17 protein-coding genes are annotated in these 20,945 nt (G+C 64.8%); 5 read left to right on the top strand and 12 right to left on the bottom strand.

What is annotated here, in order from left to right; translation table 11 throughout:
• Window positions 1-73 precede the first annotated feature (73 nt).
• On the top strand, window positions 74-970 hold the full coding sequence (locus tag XcyCFBP4188_RS11360; protein WP_074058767.1) for an AraC family transcriptional regulator: 897 nt from the start codon (window positions 74-76) through the stop codon (window positions 968-970).
• Here XcyCFBP4188_RS11360 and XcyCFBP4188_RS11355 read toward each other — a convergent pair.
• The 3 genes from XcyCFBP4188_RS11355 to XcyCFBP4188_RS11345 form a co-directional block, all read right to left on the bottom strand.
• On the bottom strand, window positions 936-1,526 hold the full coding sequence (locus XcyCFBP4188_RS11355) for a LysE family translocator (RefSeq protein WP_167393536.1): 591 nt from the start codon (window positions 1,524-1,526) through the stop codon (window positions 936-938). The genes XcyCFBP4188_RS11360 and XcyCFBP4188_RS11355 overlap by 35 nt on opposite strands.
• A gap of 228 nt (window positions 1,527-1,754) precedes the next feature.
• On the bottom strand, window positions 1,755-2,531 hold the full coding sequence (locus XcyCFBP4188_RS11350) for a queuosine precursor transporter (protein ID WP_006450223.1): 777 nt from the start codon (window positions 2,529-2,531) through the stop codon (window positions 1,755-1,757).
• Between the two features lie 4 nt (window positions 2,532-2,535).
• Entirely contained in the window at window positions 2,536-3,210 is a 675-nt protein-coding gene (locus XcyCFBP4188_RS11345; protein ID WP_104592129.1) for a DUF502 domain-containing protein, read from the bottom strand.
• 155 nt (window positions 3,211-3,365) lie between these two features.
• Between XcyCFBP4188_RS11345 and XcyCFBP4188_RS11340 the strand changes: the two genes are divergently transcribed.
• Entirely contained in the window at window positions 3,366-4,733 is a 1,368-nt protein-coding gene (locus XcyCFBP4188_RS11340; RefSeq protein WP_104592128.1) for a hypothetical protein, read from the top strand.
• Window positions 4,734-5,601: 868 nt separating this feature from the next.
• Here the strand turns inward: XcyCFBP4188_RS11340 and XcyCFBP4188_RS11330 are convergent.
• Window positions 5,602-7,185: an alginate export family protein gene (locus XcyCFBP4188_RS11330; protein WP_167393535.1), complete on the bottom strand. Its 1,584-nt coding sequence runs from the start codon at window positions 7,183-7,185 to the stop codon at window positions 5,602-5,604.
• 391 nt (window positions 7,186-7,576) lie between these two features.
• Here XcyCFBP4188_RS11330 and XcyCFBP4188_RS11325 point away from each other — a divergent pair, with 391 nt between their 5' ends.
• Complete coding sequence (locus XcyCFBP4188_RS11325; RefSeq protein ID WP_043909262.1) at window positions 7,577-7,939, top strand: PadR family transcriptional regulator; 363 nt, start codon at window positions 7,577-7,579, stop codon at window positions 7,937-7,939.
• Window positions 7,936-8,847, top strand: coding sequence for a sensor domain-containing protein (locus XcyCFBP4188_RS11320; protein WP_006451071.1), 912 nt, complete (start codon window positions 7,936-7,938; stop codon window positions 8,845-8,847). The genes XcyCFBP4188_RS11325 and XcyCFBP4188_RS11320 overlap by 4 nt, the downstream gene beginning before the upstream one ends.
• A gap of 624 nt (window positions 8,848-9,471) precedes the next feature.
• Here the strand turns inward: XcyCFBP4188_RS11320 and XcyCFBP4188_RS11315 are convergent.
• The gene (locus tag XcyCFBP4188_RS11315; RefSeq protein ID WP_162498260.1) at window positions 9,472-10,815 is read right to left on the bottom strand and encodes a polyhydroxyalkanoate depolymerase; all 1,344 of its coding nucleotides are present in this window, start codon (window positions 10,813-10,815) and stop codon (window positions 9,472-9,474) included.
• A gap of 242 nt (window positions 10,816-11,057) precedes the next feature.
• Window positions 11,058-11,660, bottom strand: a complete 603-nt coding sequence (locus XcyCFBP4188_RS11310) for a methyltransferase (RefSeq protein ID WP_006452816.1) — start codon at window positions 11,658-11,660, stop codon at window positions 11,058-11,060.
• A gap of 73 nt (window positions 11,661-11,733) precedes the next feature.
• On the opposite strand from XcyCFBP4188_RS11310, the gene XcyCFBP4188_RS11305 reads away from it, so the two are divergent.
• Complete coding sequence (locus XcyCFBP4188_RS11305) at window positions 11,734-12,180, top strand: CopD family protein (RefSeq protein WP_006452817.1); 447 nt, start codon at window positions 11,734-11,736, stop codon at window positions 12,178-12,180.
• A 69-nt stretch (window positions 12,181-12,249) separates the two neighbouring features.
• Here XcyCFBP4188_RS11305 and XcyCFBP4188_RS11300 read toward each other — a convergent pair whose 3' ends face one another.
• The 6 genes from XcyCFBP4188_RS11300 to lpxA all read right to left on the bottom strand — a co-directional run bounded on the left by XcyCFBP4188_RS11300 (window position 12,250) and on the right by lpxA (window position 20,926).
• Window positions 12,250-13,005: a tetratricopeptide repeat protein gene (locus XcyCFBP4188_RS11300; RefSeq protein ID WP_104592126.1), complete on the bottom strand. Its 756-nt coding sequence runs from the start codon at window positions 13,003-13,005 to the stop codon at window positions 12,250-12,252.
• A 73-nt stretch (window positions 13,006-13,078) separates the two neighbouring features.
• Entirely contained in the window at window positions 13,079-14,038 is a 960-nt protein-coding gene (locus XcyCFBP4188_RS11295) for an acetyl-CoA carboxylase carboxyltransferase subunit alpha (RefSeq protein WP_006452819.1), read from the bottom strand.
• A gap of 178 nt (window positions 14,039-14,216) precedes the next feature.
• The gene (gene dnaE, locus XcyCFBP4188_RS11290) at window positions 14,217-17,807 is read right to left on the bottom strand and encodes a DNA polymerase III subunit alpha (RefSeq protein WP_006452820.1); all 3,591 of its coding nucleotides are present in this window, start codon (window positions 17,805-17,807) and stop codon (window positions 14,217-14,219) included.
• A 286-nt stretch (window positions 17,808-18,093) separates the two neighbouring features.
• Window positions 18,094-18,822 carry a ribonuclease HII gene (gene rnhB / locus XcyCFBP4188_RS11285; RefSeq protein WP_006452821.1) on the bottom strand — a complete coding sequence of 243 codons (729 nt, stop codon included), beginning with the start codon at window positions 18,820-18,822 and terminating at the stop codon, window positions 18,094-18,096.
• Window positions 18,819-20,138: a lipid-A-disaccharide synthase gene (gene lpxB, locus XcyCFBP4188_RS11280; RefSeq protein ID WP_006452822.1), complete on the bottom strand. Its 1,320-nt coding sequence runs from the start codon at window positions 20,136-20,138 to the stop codon at window positions 18,819-18,821. Before lpxB ends, rnhB begins: the two co-directional genes overlap by 4 nt.
• Entirely contained in the window at window positions 20,135-20,926 is a 792-nt protein-coding gene (lpxA, locus tag XcyCFBP4188_RS11275; protein ID WP_006452823.1) for an acyl-ACP--UDP-N-acetylglucosamine O-acyltransferase, read from the bottom strand. Before lpxA ends, lpxB begins: the two co-directional genes overlap by 4 nt.
• Window positions 20,927-20,945: the final 19 nt, after the last annotated feature.

The following is a 20,945-nucleotide window of genomic DNA, read 5'->3' as shown; positions in this document are numbered from 1 at the left end:
GCCTGAAATTCATGAAGCCCGCGCTGAAGATGGGCGGCGCACACGCATGTTGCAGTGCGATAGTCTTGCGCGCATGCAACAGGATGAATCGACACGCGGGACGCAGTTGCCCCTGCAAGGCGGGCAGGGGTTCTGGCGCGATGCGGCATTGCCCTTCGTCGAACTGCGCCAGGTGATCAACAGCCGCACGCTCTGTTATGCGGCGCATACGCACGAGCAATGGTCGGTGGGTGCGGTGGATCGCGGGCTTGCGCGTTACCGCAATGGACGGGTGCGGGCGCAGGTAGGCGCGCAGTCGCTGACCTTGATCAACCCCGGCGATGTGCATGCCTGCAATCCGGATCCGCAGCAGGACTGGTCGTTCCGCATGCTGTATCTGGACGTGGCGTGGCTGCGCGAACAACAACGCGCACTCGGTTTGGCCGGCAATGCGGATGTGCACATGCTGGCAGCGCCGTTGTGCCAGACGCCGGCTGCCTACGCCGCTTTCGACCGCATGCATGCGCTGCTGATCGACGACAACGCCGATGCGCTTGCACGCGAGAGCGCGTTGATCGCGTTCGTGGCGCGCCTGCATCTGCACGTGGAGCCGATGAGCCGTGCGGTTGCGGTCGATACCGGGCCGATGCGGCAGGTGGCCGAGTATCTGCAGACCCATCACGCGCGTGCGGTGTCGCTGCGCGAACTGTGCACGCTGGCCGGGATGCCCGCGCCGCGCCTGATTCGGGGTTTTCGTCAGGCCCATGGTCTGACCCCGCACGCGTATCTGCTGGATTGCCGGTTTCAGCGTGCGCGTGAGGCTTTGCGTCGCGGTGGCGGCATTGCCGAGGTCGCCTATGCACACGGGTATGCCGACCAGGCGCATCTGCAGCGCAGCTTCAAACGCGCCTGGGCAGTGACACCCGGGCACTATCGCAGTGCCGGACCCCATGCCCTCAGCAGAAGTCCATCAGCAGATAGACGGCGCTGAGCACCAGCAGCGCGGCCAATACCCGGTTCAACCGGCGTAGCTGTTTCGGCGCCTGCACATGCCGCCGCAGCACTGCACCGGCCAGCAACCAGCACGCCAGCGAGGGATAGCAGATCAGCGCATACACCGCCGCAAAGCCGGCCAGTTGCGTGGTGCCTGCCGTTGCATACAGCGCCACGCCGGAGGTCGCCGCCAGCCAGGCTTTGGGGTTGAGCCATTGCATCGCCGCGCCGTTCCAGAACGAGGCGGCCGGGCGCGGCCTGGCAGCGTCGATGACGCCATCGTCGCGCAGCAGGCGCCACGCCATGTAGAGCAGAAACGCCACCCCGGCCAGATGCAATGCGCGTCCGAGCAGCGGCCAGCGCACCAATACCTGCTGCAGCCCCATGCCGACCAACAACAGCAGCGCCACGAAGCCCACGGTGGCCCCGATCACATGGGTATGCCCGGCACGCGCGCCGGCGCTTGCGCCGGTGCTCAGCGCGACCAGGTTGACCGGGCCGGGCGAAATCGAGCACACCAGCGCGAAGCTCGCCATTGCTACAAGATGATCCATTGCGCGACGTCCATAGCGGGGCGCAACAGCATGGCCAGCGAGGGCGATGACGGATTGAACAAAATTTCGACGGGCGACTTTGGTCCGCTAGAAGTGGCTGACAAAACGGAGCTGGCAGTCGTGATGTGCGCGGGAGCGTGTTCTCGGAAACACGGCGGTCGAGTGCGACACGCCGTTGCGGGCGCTGCGCGTACCTGGCGGTGAGCGCGTTCGTCTTGCCGGCCGCGTTCAGTCGGCAGCGGCTTCCTCACGCAACTGCTCGGCGCGTGCAGCGCCCAGATACGCGCCGATGGCGCGCCGGGCCAGATACAGCAGCGGGATCAGCGCGACCGCAAAACCCATCTTGTAGACGTAGTTGAGCGTGCTCACCGCCAGGAACTGGTCGGTGGACCAATGCTGCGGGCCAAGCACGAAGGCAATGTAGATCACCACAAAGCTGTCCACCAACTGCGACACCGCCGTGGAGCCGGTGGCGCGCAGCCACACGTGCTTTTCGCCGGTGGCGCGGCGGATGCGGTGGAACACCGAGACATCGATCAATTGGCCGAACAGAAACGCCACCAGCGACCCACCGATCGTCCACAGCCCTTGCCCGAACACCGCCGCGAACGCCGCCTGATAATCGGGCACGCCCTGGCTTTGCGCCGCAGTGACCCACCACCCGGCCGGCGCCAGCGCGATCGCGGCGAACGCAAACACGAAGCCGTAGCCGATCAGCGCCACCGCCACCCATGAGATGAAGCGCACCCCGCGGCTGCCGAAGAACTCGTTGATGGTGTCGGTCATGATGAACACCACCGGCCACAGCAAGGTGCCGGCGGTGAAGCTGAGCGAGCCGGTCTGGCCGAACAGATTCCAGTTCAACGGCGCGATGCCGAGCGTGTCTTCCAGCGCAAAGATCTTGACGCCGATGAACTCGGCCAGCGCCGCGTTGACGCAGAAGAACGCGGCCAGCGCAATGAACAGGCGGACCGCACGATCGTCGAGGGTACGCACCTGTGTCATGGCGTTAGCGATCCGCGGTACGGGTGAAGGGCACCGACTCCGGCGCCACCGCGCCGCCGGAAATGATGAAGCTCATCGCCTGATCCACGGTCCAGTCGGTTGGTGTGAGCAACTCCACCGGCACGATCTCCAGATAGCCGGAGGTCGGGTTGGGCGTGGTCGGCACGTACACCGCCGCCAGCTCGCGGCCGGTGCCTTGTTCCTTGATCACGCGCGTGACCAGGCCCACCGACTTCATGTCGCGATGCGGGAAGTCGATCAGCACCACGCGTTGGGTGCTGCCGGGCTGGGTCTGCAGGATGTCGAGCAACTTGCGCGCGCTGTCGTAGACCACGCTCGCCAGCGGGATGCGCCGCATGATCGCTTCGAACCAGCGCAACAGGCGTTGGCCGATCACGCGCCGGCTCAGGATGCCGACGAACAGGATCACGCCCACGGTGGCGATCAGCGCGATGGTGTTCTGCACCCACAGCGCCTTGATCCAGCCCAGATAGTCGGGGAACGAGGCGGCGATGCGTTCGGACAACGGCACCACCCACGGGCTGCTGATGCCAGAGAGCAGCGAGAACACGAACTTCACCACCACCCAGGTCAACCAGACCGGCAGCAGGGTGAGCAAACCGGTCAGAAAGACCCGTTGCAGGGAAGGGCGGGGATGCGGAGTGGGGAATTCGGACATCCGCGCATTGTAGGCACTCGGCCGGGTCCGGTGCAGGCCAATGGCGCGCCTTGTTCGCCGGGGAGACGGCAAGTGCGCATCGGCGCCATGCCACTCGCGAGGCTGTGTCGGCCGCTCTAAGATGGCGCAGCTCATCCACGGAAGGTTGCAGACGCATGCTTGCCAAATTCCTCAAGTCGGCCTTGCTGGGGCTCTGCATTCTGGTTGCCCTACTGGTTGCCCTGTACGCGATCTCCGCACGCTGGCCGATTCCTGAGGCACAACGGCAGGCGTTGGCGCAACTGCGTCAACCGCCGCTGCCGCTGCGTGGGCCCAACATGTTTGTCGCGCTATGGTCGTTGCCGTACGCGGTGCCGGATGCACAGCGTGAGGCGCTGCTTGCGCAGGACGTGCAGCGGTTCGAACGCCTGCCTGCCGGCATGCCGTTGCAAAGCGCCGCCACACGCTATCCACGCCGGCCGGATTGGCCTGCGTCGGCCCCGGAACTGTGTACGCGCTATGACGGGTGCCTGGACCGCGTGCGTCAACGGCCGCAAGCCTATGCCGACGCGCTGGCCGCGCATAGTCCGCAGTTGATCAAGTCGCGCGATCTTGCGGGCTATGCGGATTACCGCAGCCCGTTCCCGCCCAGCGCCACCGCCCCGCTACCCACACCGCCGCACTTCAAGCTGTCGATGACCAGCAACGCGCTGGACTTCGTCCAAGGACGCACCGAGCAGGCGCTGGCGGGCGTCTGCGCCGATGCACGGATTGCGCGGGTACTGCTGCGCAGCGGCGACAACCTCATCATGCCGATGGTTGGCGCGGCGATGCTGCGTGCCAACGCGCATCTGTTTGCTGACATGCTGGCCGAGCTGCCTACAAAGCATCCATTGCCCGCGCAATGCCTCACTGCATTCGCGCCGCTTGCGGTCGATGAGGTCTCGCTGTGCAACGCATTGCACGGCGAATCGCGAATGCTGCTGTCGATGCTCGAGACAGAGGTTCGCAAGGACCCGGCAACCGACCTGTCCTGGGACGATCTGTTGTCGCTGCGTCTGCTTGACCACGAGCGCACCCGTGCGCTGATGGCGCCGACCTATACCTGGGCGTGTAGCGCGCCGGTGCGGACCCTGCTGGCGCAGGATCAAGCGGTGCCGCAGGCAATGATTCCAGTGCCGGACACGGTATCGATGGGCTGTATTGCCAATGCGGTGGGGTGTCTGTTGGCGGGTATGGCACGCCCTGACTATGCGCATTATCAGCACAAGCTCCAGGACACCGCGGCCGCATTGCGCGCGCTGTCGGCAGTGCTGTGGTTACGCGATCATTCCAATGATGTGCAGGCACTGGAGCAGCGCCTTGCCGGCTTGCCGCCAGCGCTGCGCGGACAAGCGCGACCACTCCAGCCCGGCGCCGATGGCTTGAGCATGCAACTGCGTCAATACGCCAGGCGCGAGGAGAATGTGGTGGAAGATCAGTGGCCGCTGGCCGGCAGCAAGCGGCCGCCTGAGCCGGCGGCGATATCGATCAAACGGAGTTAGTGGCGTTTAGATGCAGTCAAAAACCGAGTCGGTCGAGTGCGCGGTGCCCTCACCGCTCGCGGGACACGCCGTGAATCCGTCCCTGGAGGCTCGGTGGCGGCATCCATGCCGCCACACGGTCCCGCAAGCGGTGAGGACACCGCACCAGAAAGTTTGTAGGTTGCTTTGTTGAAAGCCTGCCCATTAGTTTTGACTGCATTGAGAAGATGATCGGACACGCCGTTATCTAGGCAACGCACGTCATGCATTGCTTGCACCATGCACACCGACACTCTCGACCGGTCCTTGCCCGCCTACCGCCGCGGGACCTTACGCGGCATGGATGCCGCGTAAGAGCCTACACGGACGTACTTGCGGCGTGTCCCGCGACGGTAGGCGGGCGAGGGCCCTGCCGTCAAGCCGGAGATCGTCGGCTCTACAAGCGATCTATCCGCACTGTCCAACTACTCAAAGCCAATCAATCTTTCGANGTCAAAAGCCTGGGTAGTCGAGCGCGCGGTGCCCTCACCGCTCGCGGGACACGCCGCAAGTACGTCCATGTAGGCTCGGTGGCGGCATCCATGCCGCCACACGGTCCCGCAAGCGGCGAGGACACCGCACCAGAAAGTTTGCTGGCTGTTTTATTTAAAGCTACGCACACCGACCATCTTGACTGGTCCTTGCCCGCCCACCGTCGCGGGACCTTACGCGGCATGGATGCCGCGTAAGAGCTTACAGGGACGTACTTGCAGCGTGTCCCGCGATGGTGGGCGGGCAAGGGCCCTGCAGCAAACCCGCAGATCAGCCGCTATAAAAACCGACACATTCATCGCGTCCGATTGCAGGGCGCAGATCAGTTCAGAACAACGATCGGGACCGTACCGCTTGCTCAGAACCGGAAGTTCAACCACCCCATCACGAAGGTCGAATCGCCGTAACCGGCCTTGGTCAGCGCGGGGCCGGCGATCAGGTGTTCGGCGCGGAAGGTCACCGACCAGTTCGGGTCGATGTTCCAGGTCGCGTTGATGCGCGGCATCGTGCCGATGCGGCGCTCGCCGGTGCTCTGCGTGCGTGCATAGGCGCGCGCCTGGTTGTTGTAGATCGCATCGCTGGTGGTCTGGCGCCACAAGGTTTCCCACTCCAGGTTCACGGTGAGCCTGGGCGTGGGCGAGAAGATCAACGTCGGCGCGGCGGTGACCAAATTGACCGGGCCGAAGAACGTCGCCCAGCTGAAATAGATCGTGTTGCCGTAGAGAAAATTGTTGTTGCGCAAGGTGCCGGTGCCGGAGGTACCGCCGCCACCGGAGGCGATTTCGCTATGAAACCCCACACGTGGCTTCCAGCCGCTGTCGCTCAACGTCCAGGCATTGGAGGTGCTGGCCATGTAGGCACGCAGATCGCGTCCGCCAAAACTGCCGCGCTGCACGGTCACGAACGAATCGGTGCGCAGCTTGCCCACATTGCCCCATAGGCGCAGGCCGTAGTAATTGCGGTTTTCTTCGGCGGTCTGCCGGCCCCACAACTGATTGTCGTTACGGAACTGATAGAAGAACGGCTCCAGATACATCGGCTTGGCGGTCGGCAGGCGATACCCGCCAACCACGCCGCGGAAATGTCGCGAGCGGTCGATGCGATCGTCGCCCAACCCTTCGGTGCCATCCAGATTGAAGTTGAAATCGAACACGTCCACACGGGTCTTTTCGCCGATCGCCCAGGCGCGCACACCGTTGAAGGTCACGAAGATATCGGTGTTGTCGCGCAACGCCATCAATGTGGTCGGGCCGTCGACAAACACCTGACGACCGACGCGCAGACCGGTGTCGGCGCCGCCGATGTTGCCCTTCACGTCGAAGAACACCTGCTGCAGGATCGCGTTGTTTTCCTGGGTACCGGTCTTGGCGCCTTCGTTGCGCCCATCCAGACTGCCGTGCGCCAGTTCCGTATACAGACGGAAGTGCTCGCCCACATGGAAGTCGGCACCGAAGAATGCACGGAACAGATACTGCTGCTGCGAATGGCTGCCCGGAATCAGCCCGGGATTGGTGATGGTGTTGCTGCGTACGCGCAGCTCGTTGCTGAGCGACACGTAGACATCGCCGGATTCGCTGAGCGGGATGTACTTGAGCGGATCGAACGGGCTCTTGCGCTTGGACGGATCTTTCAGATACGACCAGTCTTCGACCCAGCGCACCTGCCACATATTGCCGCCCTGTTTGGCACCCCAACCCTGCGCTTCGAGCGGGTAACCCTTGGATGCAGCGGGCGCTGCAGATGCAGCAGGGACAGCAGGTGCAGCAGCAGGCGCTTGCGATTTGCTGGTGTCCGGCTGAGTCTGCTCGGCATTGACCGGCGCTGTCTGCGCCTGTGCAACGCTCACGCCAGGCAGCGACAACCCGATCGCAAGGCAGAGGCGCCGGGTGGTACCAAAGGAAGTGTCAGCCATGGCCGGTCGTGCCAAACGCGCAAGTCGCATCGTGTCGCCCTATCTAAAAGTGAGTCGCCTGAGCACGCTGTATCGGCTCAGTGACCAAGGACTGTAGTGGAGCCATGCCGTAAAGGCAGTAACCCAATGGTTCTAAGTACATGAGCCGGAATTTGTCATTGGGGATTGGGGATTCGCAACAGCGGGTGCGTCGATTGGTGTGCCAATTCTTCTTCAGTTCGCTTGAGTCGATACACGGAAATTCTCGGCCGGCATGCCTTTGCGAATACCGAATACCGAATACCGAATACCGAATACCGAATACCGAATCCGGAATCCGGAATCCGGAATCCCGAATGATACATCCCGGCTCCATGACTAACAGCACATCCGCTATACCTAACTTCTCACTAGTATCGTCTTCGACCTAGCGGAGATGGCGATGAGCGAGCCGGATGCCCACCTACGAAAATTTCAGAAAGAGCTGAGCGCCGGCACCGTGTCGCTGGCGTTGCTGGCAGTGCTGGCGCAGGCCGACGAGCCGCTGTATGGCTACCTGATCGCCAAGCGCCTGGAGCGATTGGATGGCGTGCTGAGCGGCAAGCAGAGTGCGCTGTATCCGGTTCTGCGCAATCTGGAAGCGGCAGGGCTGCTGCAGAGCCACGTCGAGCCCTCTGCGTCCGGTCCGCCGCGTCGCTACTACCGCATCACCCAAACCGGGCGCGATTGCCTGCGCGACTGGACCGCCGCCTGGCGCGCCACCCGCGATTCCGTTGATTCAGTGCTTGAGGGGACTCACCCATGACGACCATTGCGCAGACACGCCCGTTGCCGACCACCATTCCCGATTACCTGACCCAGTTGCGCCAGGCCTTGGCCGGCGCGGACCCGGCGATGATCCAGGACGCACTCTACGACGCCGAGGAATACCTGCGCGCCGAACTTGCCGAGCAGGCTGGCAAGAGCGAGGCCGAGGTGATCGCCGGCGTGGCCAGCAGCTACGGCGCGCCGGATGAAGTGGCCGAGATCTATCGCGAGACCGAAGTGACGGTGACGCGCGCACTGCGTCCGCCGCTGCCGCCCAAACGCAGTTCCTGGGTGGGCAGGTTCTTCGGCGTCGCGGCCGACCCGCGCACGTACGGCGCATTGTTCTACATGCTGCTGTCGCTGGTCACCGGCGTGTTCTATTTCACCTGGGTGGTGACCGGCGCGAGTCTGTCGGCGGGCCTGTTGATCCTGATCATCGGTGTGCCGCTGCTGGTGCTGTTTTTCGGGTCGGTGCGTGTGCTGTCGCTGGTGGAAGGCCGCGTGGTGGAGACGCTGCTCGGCGTGCGCATGCCGCGTCGTCCTGCGCATCCCGGGCCGCAGGGCAGTTGGCTGCAACGCATCGGTGCGATGTTCACCGATGCGCGCACCTGGAGCACGATGCTGTACTTCCTGCTGATGCTGCCGTTGGGCATCCTGTACTTCAGCGTGTTCACCACCTTGTTGTCGTTGTCGCTGGGCTTGGCCGCTTCTCCGCTGGCGCTGCTGTTCGACAACACGGCGGTGCTGACCTGGGATGGCGTGGATGTCACCAGCCCCTGGCTGACGCTGCCGTTGTTTGTCGTGGGCGTGCTGCTGCTGTTCGTCACGCTGCATCTGGCGCGCGCCTTCGGCAAGCTGCATGGGATGTTCGCCAAGCACTTGCTGGTCAAAAGTGGCGAAAGTTGAGTGCATTGCGTGATTGGGAGTTGTGCGACACGCGGCTGCGATCGCTGCAGTACCAAGTCGGCAGCGCATGCAGTTTCAACGAAACAACCAGCAACCTTCCAGGTGCAGTGAGGGCTCCGCGTGCTTGATTGACTGGCTTTTGACCTAATGACGCTACGACTTGAAATCCCGATTGTCGTGGAAGTGACTGGACAGTGCGGATAGATCAGTTGCGGAGCGGTTGATCTTCCACTTGGTTGCAGGGCCCTTGCCCGCCCACCGTCGCAGGACACGCCGCAAGTACGTCCCTGTAGGCTCTTACGCGGCATCCATGCCGCGTAAGGTCCCGCGACGGTAAGCGGGCAAGGACCAATCAAGATGGTCGGTATGCAGGCTTTCAACAAAGCAACCTACAAACTTTCTGGTGCGGTGTCCTCGCCGATTGCGGGACCGTGTGGCGGCATGGATGCCGCTACCGAGCCTACAGGGAGGTACTTGCGGCGTGTCCCGCGAGCGGCGAGGGCACCGCACGCTCGACCGCTCGACCGCTCGACCACGCACTACTCTGTCTTCGCTTGAACCAAGAATCTGCCCATAAAAAAGCGCCTTGATCGAGAGCGATCAAGGCGCTTTTTTTTCAGCTGATCAAGCGCGTTTGCCGCGCTTGCGGATCGGGGTGACGGTGGCCGGATCGCGGCTGCCGACCGGGTCTGCGTCGTAGCGGCCGATGAATTCGCGCACCTGCGGATACACCACTTCGCGCCAGCGACGGCCGCTGAAGATGCCGTAATGACCGGCACCTTCCACCACCAGATGGCGACGATGCGCAGCATCGATCCCGGTGCACAGATCGTGCACCGCTTCGGTCTGACCGAGGCCGGCGATATCGTCCAGTTCGCCCTCGATGCTGAGCAGCGCGGTGTTGCGGATCGCCGATGGCTTCACCAACTGACCGTCCACTTTCCACTTGCCCTGCGGCAGCAGGAAGTCCTGGAACACCACGCGAATCGTATCCAGATAATACTCGGCCGGCATGTCGAGCACGGCGTTGTATTCGTCGTAGAACTGCCGGTGCGCCTGCGCATCCTGCAGGTCGCCCTTGACCAGATCGGTGTAGAAATCCCAATGCGACATCACGTGCCGGTTGGGATTCATCGACAGGAAACCGGCGTGCTGCAGGAAGCCCGGATACACCTGCCGGCCATGCCCCGGATACGGGAACGGCACGGTGTGGATCAGGTTGTTCTGGAACCACTCGATGCCGTTCTCGGTGGCCAGGTTGTTGACCTGGGTCGGGCTGCGGCGTGCATCGATCGGCCCGCCCATCATCACCAGCGAGCGCGGCGTGGGCTCATCGTTGGTGGCCATCAGCGATACCGCCGCGAGCACCGGCACGGTGGGCTGGCACACGCTCACCACATGCAGGCGGTCGGCGCCGATGTGGCGGATGAATTCCTGGATGTAGCTGATGTAGTCCTCGAGCCGGAACGCGCCGGCTTCCAGCGGCACCATGCGCGCGTCGACCCAGTCGGTCACGTAGACCTTGTGGTTGCGCAGCAGGGTACGCACGGTATCGCGCAGCAGGGTGGCGTGGTGACCGGATAATGGCGCCACTACCAGCACGGCCGGCTGCTGCTTCATCGTGCCGATCAGCTCGACATGGTCGCTGAAACGCTTGAAGCGCAGCAGGCGGCAGAACGGCTTGCTCAGGACTTCGCGTTCGATGATCGGCAGCGAGTGGCCATCGACCTCGACATCGTCGAGCGCCCAGGCGGGCTTTTCGTATTCCTTGCCGAGGCGATGGAACAGCTCATTGCTGGCCGCCATGCGTTCGGCACCCGGGAGCGAGGCCCACAGACTGTCGGGGTCGGAGAACATCTTGGCGTTCGCCTGGGCCTGATGCACCCAGGGGGCGAGCAGATTGCGGGTTAGCTCGTGCAGTTGATAAAGCATTCCACCCATCCGTGCGGCTTTGCTGCCACGCAGCATACCCCCATTGGCGCATTTGCACCTTAATGGGGCTGCGGACGGTAGAGGTTGTCATAGGAGATATGGCAGGCGTAAGCAGCTTTATCTGCCGCCATTTGTGATCTTCCGAACGGCTTAGCGCTGCGGAAGATCGCGTTAGTGTAGGACTATCGAGTCCCTCTCCTGCGGGAGAGGGGTTGGGGTGAGGGTACGGGCGAAGCTACACGTAGTGCGTTACCGGGATGGAGCAGCCAACGTCTCAGTCAACCGCGCTCCAACGTCGATGCATCCCCACTCAACTGCGGCGACAACCAGCAATGCGACCCCAGCGCCGCAAAGCCCACGCTGGCGAAGCGGCGGCGATACCAGCGCGCCGGCCGCGCCTGAAAACCTTCGTGGTCGCCTTCGAAGGCGTCTTCTTCGGCGAAGGTCTCCAGAAACGCCACGCCCGCGCACATCTCGGCCAATCCGGGCAGGCCCTGGTTGAACTCACGCGTGGGCACGTAATGCAGCACGTCCGAGCAGATCAGCAGATCCACCGGCGCGCACGGGCGCAGCCAGGCGAAATCGCCGAAGCGGGCAGGGTGGATCTGCCGGCTGCGCCCGTAGCGCTGCACTGCATAGGCGCTGCTGTCGAAACCCAGATAACTGAGCTTTGGCCGCAGCGCCAGCAACGGTGCGCGCCACGCAGCCTCGCCACAGCCGATATCCAGCACGCTGCGGATCGGGCGCTCCAGGTAGTACTCGGCCTGGCTCACCGCGAGTGCGACCTTGCGTCGCAGGCGCGCCGGGTCGGCTAGCCCTGCATCGCGATACCAGCGGCTGAAATAGTGGGCGTCGTACTGTTTGTCGTCGGGCTGATGCATGGACGGATGTGCTTTCGCGCGAGCGGATAGGTGAAAATGCGGGCCATCCTACGCCAGCCAGCGAAGCCAGCCCATGACCCTGTATCTGTGGATCAAGACCTTCCACCTGTTGTTCGTCATCGCCTGGATGGCCGCGGTGTTCTATCTGCCGCGCATCCTGGTCAATATCGCCGAAGCCGGCGCCGAACCCACAGTGCGTGCGCGCCTGGTGCTGATGGGGCGTCGCCTGTACAAGTTCGGCCACAGCATGCTGGGTCTGGCGCTGGTGCTGGGTGCGGTGTTGTGGCAAGGCTATCGGGTGATTCCTGACTTCCCGACGATGGTGGCTGGCGGCTGGATGCACGCGAAACTCTTTGCAGTGGCGCTGATTCTGGCGCACTACATCGTGTCCGGGCGCTGGTTGAAGGGCGTGGACCAGGGGCGCGCCGTGCCCAGCGGCCGCGCACTGCGGTTGTTCAACGAAGTGCCGGTGTTCTTGTTGGTCGGCGTGATCTGGCTGGTGCTCGCCAAGCCGTTTTGAGCGCTGTTGACGAACAGGCGGCATGTGCCGAGGCGCTGGCCGACGCAGGGTGACTGGGTCAGGTAGCAATTACGCGTCGACGCCCAGCTCGCTCAGACCTTTGCGTGCGATGTCGATCCAGGCGCGTTGTTCGCGCTGGTAATGCTTGGGCGAGGCGGCCGCGTGGCGTAGCACCTGCTCGAAGATGGCCTTGGCCTCCTGCTGGCGCGCAGCGCGCAGCAGCAATTGCGCATAGCGCACGCGCGCTTCTTCGCCCGGATAGCCCTGCGCAAGCGTCTCGTACTCGTGCAGCGCCTCTTCGATGCTGCCGCTGTCTTCGACCGCGCGTGCATACAGCAGATGCCCGTCGTGCGAACGGTAGTTGGGATTGGCGGCGATCAATGCGTCCAGGGTCTTGCGAGTTTCCGCAGCCTGGCCCAGGCCGTACTGCGCCTTGGCCAGGCCCAGCATCAGGTCCGGATCGTCCTGGTAGATGCCGCGCAGCGCGCCCTGATACAGCTCGGCGGCACGCGCGTAGTCGCCTTGTTCCAGCAGTGTCTGCGCGAGCCGGCGGCGGTTTTCCGGGGTGTCGGCCACATCCAGCTGGCGTGAGGCGTCGCGTTGTTCGCGTTGCGGATCGATGCGCTGACGCACCTTGCGCAAGTTGCGGCGTGCCGTGGGGTCGTTGCGCAGGTCCGGGATCACCGCCACGCAAACGTAGACCAGGACCGCCAGCAACGGAAACGCCAGCAGGATGAAGATCCAGTACAGCGGGCGGCCACTGCGCACCACATGCACGCAGCAGGCGGCTTGCAACACCAGCGATAACAGTAGTAGCGGGCTCATTGTGCGGACGTCCTTTTCATGCGTGCCTGGCGGTGCGATGGCGCGTTCTGCGCCATCGTGAGTCAATCGCCGATCAGTTGCCTTCGTAAGCGCCGTAGCTGCGCAGGCGCTCGTAACGACGCTGCAGCAGGGCGTCGACCGGGATCTTTTCCAGCGCGTCCAGCTCGTTGAGCAGCACCGCTTTCAGACGCTTGCCCATCTGCTCGGGATTGCGATGCGCGCCACCGGTGGGTTCGCGGATCACCTTGTCGACCAGGCCCAGGCCTTTCAGGCGCTTGGCGGTGAGGCCGAGTTGCTCGGCGGCGTCCTTGGCCTTGGCGGCGTCCTTCCACAGGATCGAGGCGCAGCCTTCCGGCGAAATCACCGAATAGGTGCCGTATTCCAGCATCAGGGTGCGGTCGCCCACACCGATCGCCAGCGCGCCGCCGGAGCCGCCTTCGCCGATCACCGTGCAGATCACCGGCACTTTCAGTTCTGCCATTTCCAGCAGGTTGCGTGCGATCGCTTCGGACTGGCCGCGCTCTTCGGCGCCGATGCCGGGATAGGCACCCGGGGTGTCGATGAAGGTCAGCAGCGGCAGGCGGAAGCGGTCGGCCAGCTTCATCAGGCGCAGCGCCTTGCGGTAGCCCTCGGGGCGCGGCATGCCGAAGTTGCGCGCAACCTTGGTCTTGGTGTCGCGGCCTTTCTGATGACCGATGATGACCACCGGGCGGCCATTGATGCGGCCCAGGCCACCGACGATCGCCTTGTCATCGGAGTAGGCGCGGTCGCCGGCCAGTTCCTGGAATTCGTCGCAGATGGTGTTGATGTAGTCCAGCGTGTACGGGCGCTGCGGGTGGCGCGCCAGCTGCGAGACCTGCCAGGCGGAGAGGTCGCGGAAGATCTGCGCGGTGCGTATGCGCAGCTTGTCGCGCAGCGCACGCACTTCGGTGTCCACGTTGACTGCAGGGCCGGTGCTGGCCTTGCGCAGTTCCTGGATCTTGGCTTCCAGATCGGCGATGGGTTGCTCGAAGTCGAGGTAGTTAGGATTCATGCAGTGGTGTCGTCAACGTAAGGCGGGAAGTGTAGCTGAAGCGGTGCGCCCGACCCGTACGGAACCGTTCGGATGCGGGGATTCGGGATTGGGGATTCGCAACAGCGGTCCAGAGCAACCCGAACGTAGCAGCGCCGCTCTTGCCAATCCCGAATCCCGAATCCCCAATCCCGGCCCCTCACGCCCACGGTGGGCTGTACTTGATCTTCAAGGTGCGCACTGCCGGGTCGGCGCGCAGGCTGTCCATCAGGTGCTGGTCGATGCGCACCGAGTGGCTGCCGTTGAGGTCGAGCATGCCGGCGACGCCGCCGCTTTGGGCGCGCAACAGCAGGTCCAGGCGCAGCGGCGTCTTGCCGGGGCGGTGCTTGGCCAGCAAGGCGTCGATGCGCTTCCAGGCCTGTTTTTCGCGCAGGTCCAGGCGCAGCGACAGCCGTTGCGCGTGGTCGGCGCAGATCTGCTCGTAATCCCAGCATTGGCGGATGCGCAGGCTGTAGCCGCCGTTGAATTCGTCCTCGCGCAGGCCGCCCTTGACGATCAGGATGCGGTCGCGGGTGAGCAGATGCCCGAACTCGGCCATCGCATCGGAGAACGCGCTGCACTCGACCCGGCCACGGCCGTCTTCCAGTTGCACGAACACCTGGCTGTCGCCCTTGCGGCGCACGCCGACCACCAGGCCAGCGAGAATGGCACTGACTTCCGGGCGCCAGGCACGTTTTTCGCCATCGCCGCCGCCCCCACCGCCGCCACGCTGTTGCGAGGCGAGAATCTTTTCCAGCGCTCCCAGATCGCAGCCGACCAGTTCGCGCACTTCGTCGCGGTGCGGGTCGAACGGGTGGCCGCTGAGATAGAAGCCCAGCGTTTCGCGTTCGCCGGTGAGCAGTTGGCCCAGCGGCCATTCCTTGCTTTCTGGCAGGTCCAGACGCAGCGCCGGTGCACTCGGGTCCGGCCCGCCGAACAGCGAGTTCTGCCCCGAGGCGCGTTCGCGCGCCATCTGCTCGGTGGCTTTCATCACCTCCGGCAGCTGCAGCATCAGCGAGGCGCGGTTCTTGCCCAGGCCGTCCATCGCGCCGGCATTGACCATCGCTTCCAGCGTGCGCCGGTTGAGCTTTGCGGTGCCCACACGCGTGCAGAAATCCAGCAGCGTGGTGTAAGGACCGCCGCGCTGGCGTTCTTCGATGATCGCCTCGCACGCGCCCTGGCCGACGCCCTTGATCGCGCCCAGGCCGTATTGAATCGTGTCCGGGGTGGCGGCCTCGAACATGTAGGCCGATTCGTTGACGCGCGGCGGCTTGACGGTCAAGCCGAGGTTGCGCACCTCATCGAGGAAGCCGACCACCTTGTCGGTGTTGTCCATGTCCGAAGACAGCGTGGCGGCCATGAACTCGGCCGGGTAATGCCGTTTCAGCCAGGCAGTCTGGTAGCTGACCAGCGCGTAGGCGGCGGCGTGCGACTTGTTGAAGCCGTAGCCGGCGAACTTCTCCATCAGGTCGAAGATTTCGTCGGCCTTGTGCGCGCTCACGCCGCCCTTGGCTGCGCCCTCGCGGAAGATCTCGCGGTGCTTTGCCATTTCGGCCGGCACTTTCTTGCCCATCGCGCGGCGCAGCAGGTCGGCGCCGCCCAGCGAATAATCGCCGACGATCTGCGCCATCTGCATCACCTGCTCCTGGTACACCATGATCCCGTAGGTGTCCTTGAGGATGGCCTCGGTGCGCGGATCCGGGTAGATGATCTCCTGCTGGCCGTGCTTACGCGCGTTGAAGTCCGGGATCAGGTCCATCGGGCCGGGGCGGTACAGCGACACCAGCGCGATCAGGTCTTCGAAACGGTCCGGGCGCGCGTCCTTGAGCAGGCGGCGCATGCCCGAGGATTCGAACTGGAACACCGCGCCGGTATTGCCCGAGGCGAACACGCCCTTGTAAGTGGGCACGTCGTCGAGGGGGAGGGTGGTGATGTCGACCGGGTCGATGCCGGCGCGCGCATGGCGCACGTTGATCGCCTTGACCGCCCAATCGATGATGGTCAGCGTGCGCAGGCCGAGGAAGTCGAACTTGACCAGGCCGACCGCTTCGACGTCGTCCTTGTCGAACTGGGTGACCTGATTCTTGCCGCGCCCGCCCTCGTCGTGTTCGGCGAACAGCGGGCAGAACTCGGAGAGCGGCTCGGGCGCGATCACCACGCCGCCGGCGTGCTTGCCGGCGTTGCGGGTGAGGTCCTCGAGCTGGCGCGCCAAGTCCATCAGGTCGCGCACGTCGTCTTCGACCTGATAGCGCTGGATCAGGTCCGGCGAGGCCATCTCCGAGTCCTTGCCTTCGCCCATCGCATCCTTGAGCGTGATGCCCAGGATGTTGGGGATCAGCTTGGCCACGCTGTCGACCAGACCATAGGTGAAGCCGAGCACGCGCCCGGCGTCGCGCACCACCGCCTTGGCCGCCATGGTGCCGTAGGTGATGATCTGGCTGACCCGTTCGCGCCCGTACTTGCGCGCCACGTAGTCGATCACCTCGTCGCGGCGATCCATGCAGAAGTCGATGTCGAAGTCGGGCATCGACACGCGTTCGGGATTGAGGAAGCGCTCGAACAGCAGGTTGTACGGCAGCGGGTCCAGATCGGTGATCTGCAGCGCCCAGGCCACCAGCGAGCCGGCGCCGGAACCGCGGCCCGGGCCGATCGGAATGCCCTGGTTTTTGCCCCACTGGATGAAGTCGGCCACGATCAGGAAGTAGCCGGGGAAGCCCATCTTGATGATGGTGTCCAGCTCGAATTCGAGCCGGTCCACGTAATCCTGGCGGGTCTTGCCGGAGGCGATCGGGCTTTTTTCCAGGCGCGCGGCCAGACCGTCGCGCGCCTGGCTGCGGATCCAGCTGTCCAGCGTTTCGTCTTCGGGCACCGGATAGGCGGGCAGGAAGTAGGTGCCCAGGCGCATCTCGATATTGCAGCGTTGCGCCAGCGCATGGGTGTTGTCGATCGCGTCGGGCACGTCGGCGAACAGCGCGGCCATCTCGTCGGCAGACTTCAGGTACTGCTGGTCGCTGTACTCGCGCGGGCGCTTGGGATCGTCGAGCACGCGGCCCGAGGAAATGCACACACGCGCTTCGTGCGCATTGAAGTCGCTGGCGTACAGAAAGCGCACATCGTTGCTGGCCACCACCGGCAGGCCACGCACGCCGGCTGCATGCAGGGCGAATTGGTTGAAGCGTTCTTCGCCCTCGCGCCCGGTGCGGGTGAGCTCCAGATGCAGGCCATCGCCGAATACGCGTTGCCAGTCGGCCAGTTGCTGCTCGGCCAGATCGGCGCGGCCTTCGCCGAACAGGCGCCCGGCCAGGCTGTCGCGGCCGGCCAGGGCGAACAGGTTGACGTGGCCGCTCTGCAGCCACTCGGGATGAATCGCCACGCCGCCTTCAGGGCGGTGGCCTTCCATCCAGGCGCGGGTCAGCAGGCGCGACAGGCTCAGATAGCCTTCGCGGTCGCGGCACAGCAGGGTCATGCGCCACGGCGTCATGTCCGGTGTGGCGATCATCACGTCGGCGCCGGCGATCGGCTTGATGCCCACGCCTTCGGCGGCCTTGTAGAACTTGACCAGCGCGAACAGGTTGTTGAGGTCGGTGACCGCCAGCGCGGGCATGTCGAGTTCGACCGCGCGGCTCAGCAGGTTGGCCTGCTTGGCCTTTTTCGGGTCAGCCTGATCCGGTTTCTCGGGCACACGGATGGTGGAATCCGCCAGCGAGAACTCGGTGTGGACGTGCAGATGGACGAAGCGGGAAGTGGACATGCGAGACCGGAATAATGCGCGGTCAGGGTAGCGACCGTGGCCGGGCCGAACAAGGCTTGACAGCACCGGTACGGGGCTGCGGCCAGACGCCACGGGCGCTGGCCGGTGCAGCCGATTCAGGGTTTGGCTAGCTGCGTGGAGGGCAGCGATGGCGATTGCGCGGATCGGGGGGCGTGCGGGGCTGCGCGAGTGCAACGTCCGCTGCGCGAAGCCACGGCCGAAGCGGGCCGCATGCGCGCGGATGGATGGCACCGATACCGGGCCAGGTCCCCTGGACTGCGGTCAGTCAGTCGGCAAGCAGCAGGCCATCGGCCGGGGCCACGCAGGGCACGTCCCGGTTCGACGGGGCGGCGGCCTCGATTCCCAGCGCACGCCGCACCGGCGCGAAACTGCGGCGATGCTGCGGGCAGGGCCCGTGCGTCTGCAACGCGGCCAGATGTACCGGCGTGGCGTAGCCCTTGTGCTGGTCGAAGCGGTATTCGGGATGCTGTGCGTGCAACTCATGCATCAAACGGTCGCGGGTGACCTTGGCCACGATCGAGGCGGCCATGATGGCGCGATCGAGCGCATCGCCACCGATCAAGGCCTCGGCCGGGCAGGGCAGCCCTTTGGGCACGCGGTTGCCGTCGATACGTGCGAACCCGGCCACATGCGCCACCCCTTCCACCGCGCGGCGCATGCCCAGCATGGTGGCCTGGTAGATGTTGATGCGGTCGATCTCTTCGCTGTCGATCAGCACCACCGACCACGCCAGCGCCCGCTCGACGATGCGCGCGTACGCCTGCTCACGCCGCTCGGCAGTCAGTTGCTTGGAATCGTCCAGCCCGTTGATGCGCGGCTTGCTCGGGTCGAACACCACCGCAGCCACCGCCACCGGGCCAGCGAGCGGGCCGCGGCCGGCTTCGTCCACGCCGGCGATCAAGCGCGAATCGGGAATCGGGATTGGGGAATCGTGGAAGAGCGCGTCCTGCGCCGTCGGAACGACAATGGCACCGTGAGAGCTTGACCGCTTCATGGCCCGGCTCCTGCCGATTCCCGATTCCCGATTCCCGATTCCGGCTGCGCCAGCAGCCCGGCCACCGCATCGGCCGCGCGCGCCGATGCATCGCGGCGCAGCTCTGCGTGCAGGGCCAAATAACGCGGCTGCAGCGCGGCGACTTTCTCCGGGTGCTTGAACCAGTCCAGCAGGGCCACGCACAGGCGTTCCGGGGTGCACTCGTCCTGCATCAGCTCGGGCGCCAGATCGTCGTTGGCCAGGATGTTGGGCAGCGCATAGCGGTTGACCTTGAGCAGGCCCAGTGTCTTGACGATGCGGTAGGTGAGCGGGGCGACCTTGTAGCCGACCACCATCGGGCGCTTGACCAGCATCGCCTCCAGTGTGGCGGTGCCGGACGCCAGCAACACCACGTCGGCAGCCAGCATCGCGGTGCGCGCCTGGCCGTCGAGCAGGTGCGAGCGCAGCACCGGCAGCGATGAGTGCGACAGCTGTTCGGCCAGCAATTGCTTGCAGCCAGGGTTGGCTGCCGGTACCAGCACGTGCAGGTTGGGCAGATGTTCGGACACCAGCCAGGCGGCCTGGAAAAACGTATCGCCGAGCTTGCTGATTTCGCCATGCCGGCTACCTGGCAACACCGCCAGCACGGTACTGGAGGCAGACAGGCCCAACTTGGCGCGCGCGGCCGCGCGATCGGCCTGGTAGGCGATGTCGTCGGCCATCGGGTGGCCGACAAACCGCGCATCGATGCCGTGCCGGGCGTAGATCGGTGGCTCCATCGGAAACAGGCACAGCACCAGGTCGGCGCTGGCACCGATCTTCTCGGCACGCTTCTCGCGCCATGCCCACACCGACGGGCTGACGTAATGCACGGTGCGGATGCCGCGTTGTTTGAGCCAACGTTCGACCGGCAGATTGAAATCCGGCGCGTCGATGCCGATGAACACATCCGGCTTCCAGGCCAGCACCCGCTCGCGGAAGGCACGGCGCAGCTTCAACAGCCGCGGCAGATGCTGCAGCACTTCGGTCAGCCCCATCACCGCCAGCTCGCTGGCATCGAACCAGGTCTGGCAGCCGGCGCCACGCATCGCATCGCCACCGATGCCGACGAATTCGGCAGTCGGATAGCGGCGCCGCAATTCATCGATCAACCCGGCACCCAGGATGTCGCCGGAGGCTTCGCCGGCGATCAGCGCGATGCGTGGAGCGCGCGCGCGCGCGCTGGGAATCGGGAGTGGGGAATGGGGAATCGGCAGTGCCGTCGGGTGGCCGACGACAGACGCGTCGTCGTGCGCGCCTGCATCGATTCCCGACTCCCGATTCCCGATTCCCGTCATCGCAACAACGGCCTTTCCGCCGCTTCGATGAACTCCAGCAGCCCGCGCACGTCCTCGCTGCTCTTGGCCTGTTCGGCCAGCTGCAGTTTGGCCTCGCTCAGCGGCAGGCCGGCGACGTACAGCGTGCGGTAGGCGCGCTTGATCGCGGTGATGCGCTCGGCATCGAAGCCGCGGCGCTTGAGCCCTTCGCTGTTGATGCCGCGCGGGCGGCCCAGCGATTCGCTGCCGACCATGGTGAACGGCGGCACGTCGCCGTTGGTCAGCGCGCCCATTCCCAGGAAGGCGTGCGCGCCGATCCGGCAGAACTGATGCGCGCCGGCAAAGCCGCTGATGATCACGTAGTCGCCCACGGTCACGTGGCCGGCCAGCGTGGTGTTGTTGGAAAACACGCAGTGATTGCCCACATGGCAGTCGTGCGCCACGTGCGTGTAGGCCAGCATCCAGTTGTCGTCGCCGACCACGGTGATGCCGCCACCGCCGCCGGTACCGCGATTGATGGTGACGAATTCGCGGATCACATTGCCGTGCCCGATCACCAGTTCGGTGCGCTCGCCGGCGTACTTCTTGTCCTGCGGTTCGCCGCCGATCGCAGCGTGGCCGATGAAGCGGTTATTGCGGCCGATCCGGGTCGGGCCATGGATCGAGCAATGCGGCCCGACCTCGGTGCCCGCGCCGATCTCCACATCGGCGCTGATCAGCGAAAACGCGCCGACGCGGACGTCGTCGGCCAGCGTTGCCGAGGGATCGATGACCGCCGTGGGATGAATCAAAGGTGTCGAATCACGCATCGTGTCTTACTCCGAAAGC

It is taken from the genome of Xanthomonas hortorum pv. cynarae, assembly GCF_002939985.1.
Lineage (GTDB): Bacteria > Pseudomonadota > Gammaproteobacteria > Xanthomonadales > Xanthomonadaceae > Xanthomonas > Xanthomonas hortorum_D.
This window is presented reverse-complemented; position numbering and strand designations above follow the sequence as displayed.

Bases quoted from the DNA above. Each gene is read 5' to 3' on its own strand.
- XcyCFBP4188_RS11360 (WP_074058767.1), top strand. From the start codon at position 74: ATGCAACAGGATGAATCGACACGCGGGACGCAGTTGCCCCTGCAAGGC.
- XcyCFBP4188_RS11355 (WP_167393536.1), bottom strand. From the start codon at position 1,526: ATGGATCATCTTGTAGCAATGGCGAGCTTCGCGCTGGTGTGCTCGATT.
- XcyCFBP4188_RS11350 (WP_006450223.1), bottom strand. From the start codon at position 2,531: ATGACACAGGTGCGTACCCTCGACGATCGTGCGGTCCGCCTGTTCATT.
- XcyCFBP4188_RS11345 (WP_104592129.1), bottom strand. From the start codon at position 3,210: ATGTCCGAATTCCCCACTCCGCATCCCCGCCCTTCCCTGCAACGGGTC.
- XcyCFBP4188_RS11340 (WP_104592128.1), top strand. From the start codon at position 3,366: ATGCTTGCCAAATTCCTCAAGTCGGCCTTGCTGGGGCTCTGCATTCTG.
- XcyCFBP4188_RS11330 (WP_167393535.1), bottom strand. From the start codon at position 7,185: ATGCGACTTGCGCGTTTGGCACGACCGGCCATGGCTGACACTTCCTTT.
- XcyCFBP4188_RS11325 (WP_043909262.1), top strand. From the start codon at position 7,577: ATGAGCGAGCCGGATGCCCACCTACGAAAATTTCAGAAAGAGCTGAGC.
- XcyCFBP4188_RS11320 (WP_006451071.1), top strand. From the start codon at position 7,936: ATGACGACCATTGCGCAGACACGCCCGTTGCCGACCACCATTCCCGAT.
- XcyCFBP4188_RS11315 (WP_162498260.1), bottom strand. From the start codon at position 10,815: ATGCTGCGTGGCAGCAAAGCCGCACGGATGGGTGGAATGCTTTATCAA.
- XcyCFBP4188_RS11310 (WP_006452816.1), bottom strand. From the start codon at position 11,660: ATGCATCAGCCCGACGACAAACAGTACGACGCCCACTATTTCAGCCGC.
- XcyCFBP4188_RS11305 (WP_006452817.1), top strand. From the start codon at position 11,734: ATGACCCTGTATCTGTGGATCAAGACCTTCCACCTGTTGTTCGTCATC.
- XcyCFBP4188_RS11300 (WP_104592126.1), bottom strand. From the start codon at position 13,005: ATGAGCCCGCTACTACTGTTATCGCTGGTGTTGCAAGCCGCCTGCTGC.
- XcyCFBP4188_RS11295 (WP_006452819.1), bottom strand. From the start codon at position 14,038: ATGAATCCTAACTACCTCGACTTCGAGCAACCCATCGCCGATCTGGAA.
- dnaE (WP_006452820.1), bottom strand. From the start codon at position 17,807: ATGTCCACTTCCCGCTTCGTCCATCTGCACGTCCACACCGAGTTCTCG.
- rnhB (WP_006452821.1), bottom strand. From the start codon at position 18,822: ATGAAGCGGTCAAGCTCTCACGGTGCCATTGTCGTTCCGACGGCGCAG.
- lpxB (WP_006452822.1), bottom strand. From the start codon at position 20,138: ATGACGGGAATCGGGAATCGGGAGTCGGGAATCGATGCAGGCGCGCAC.
- lpxA (WP_006452823.1), bottom strand. From the start codon at position 20,926: ATGCGTGATTCGACACCTTTGATTCATCCCACGGCGGTCATCGATCCC.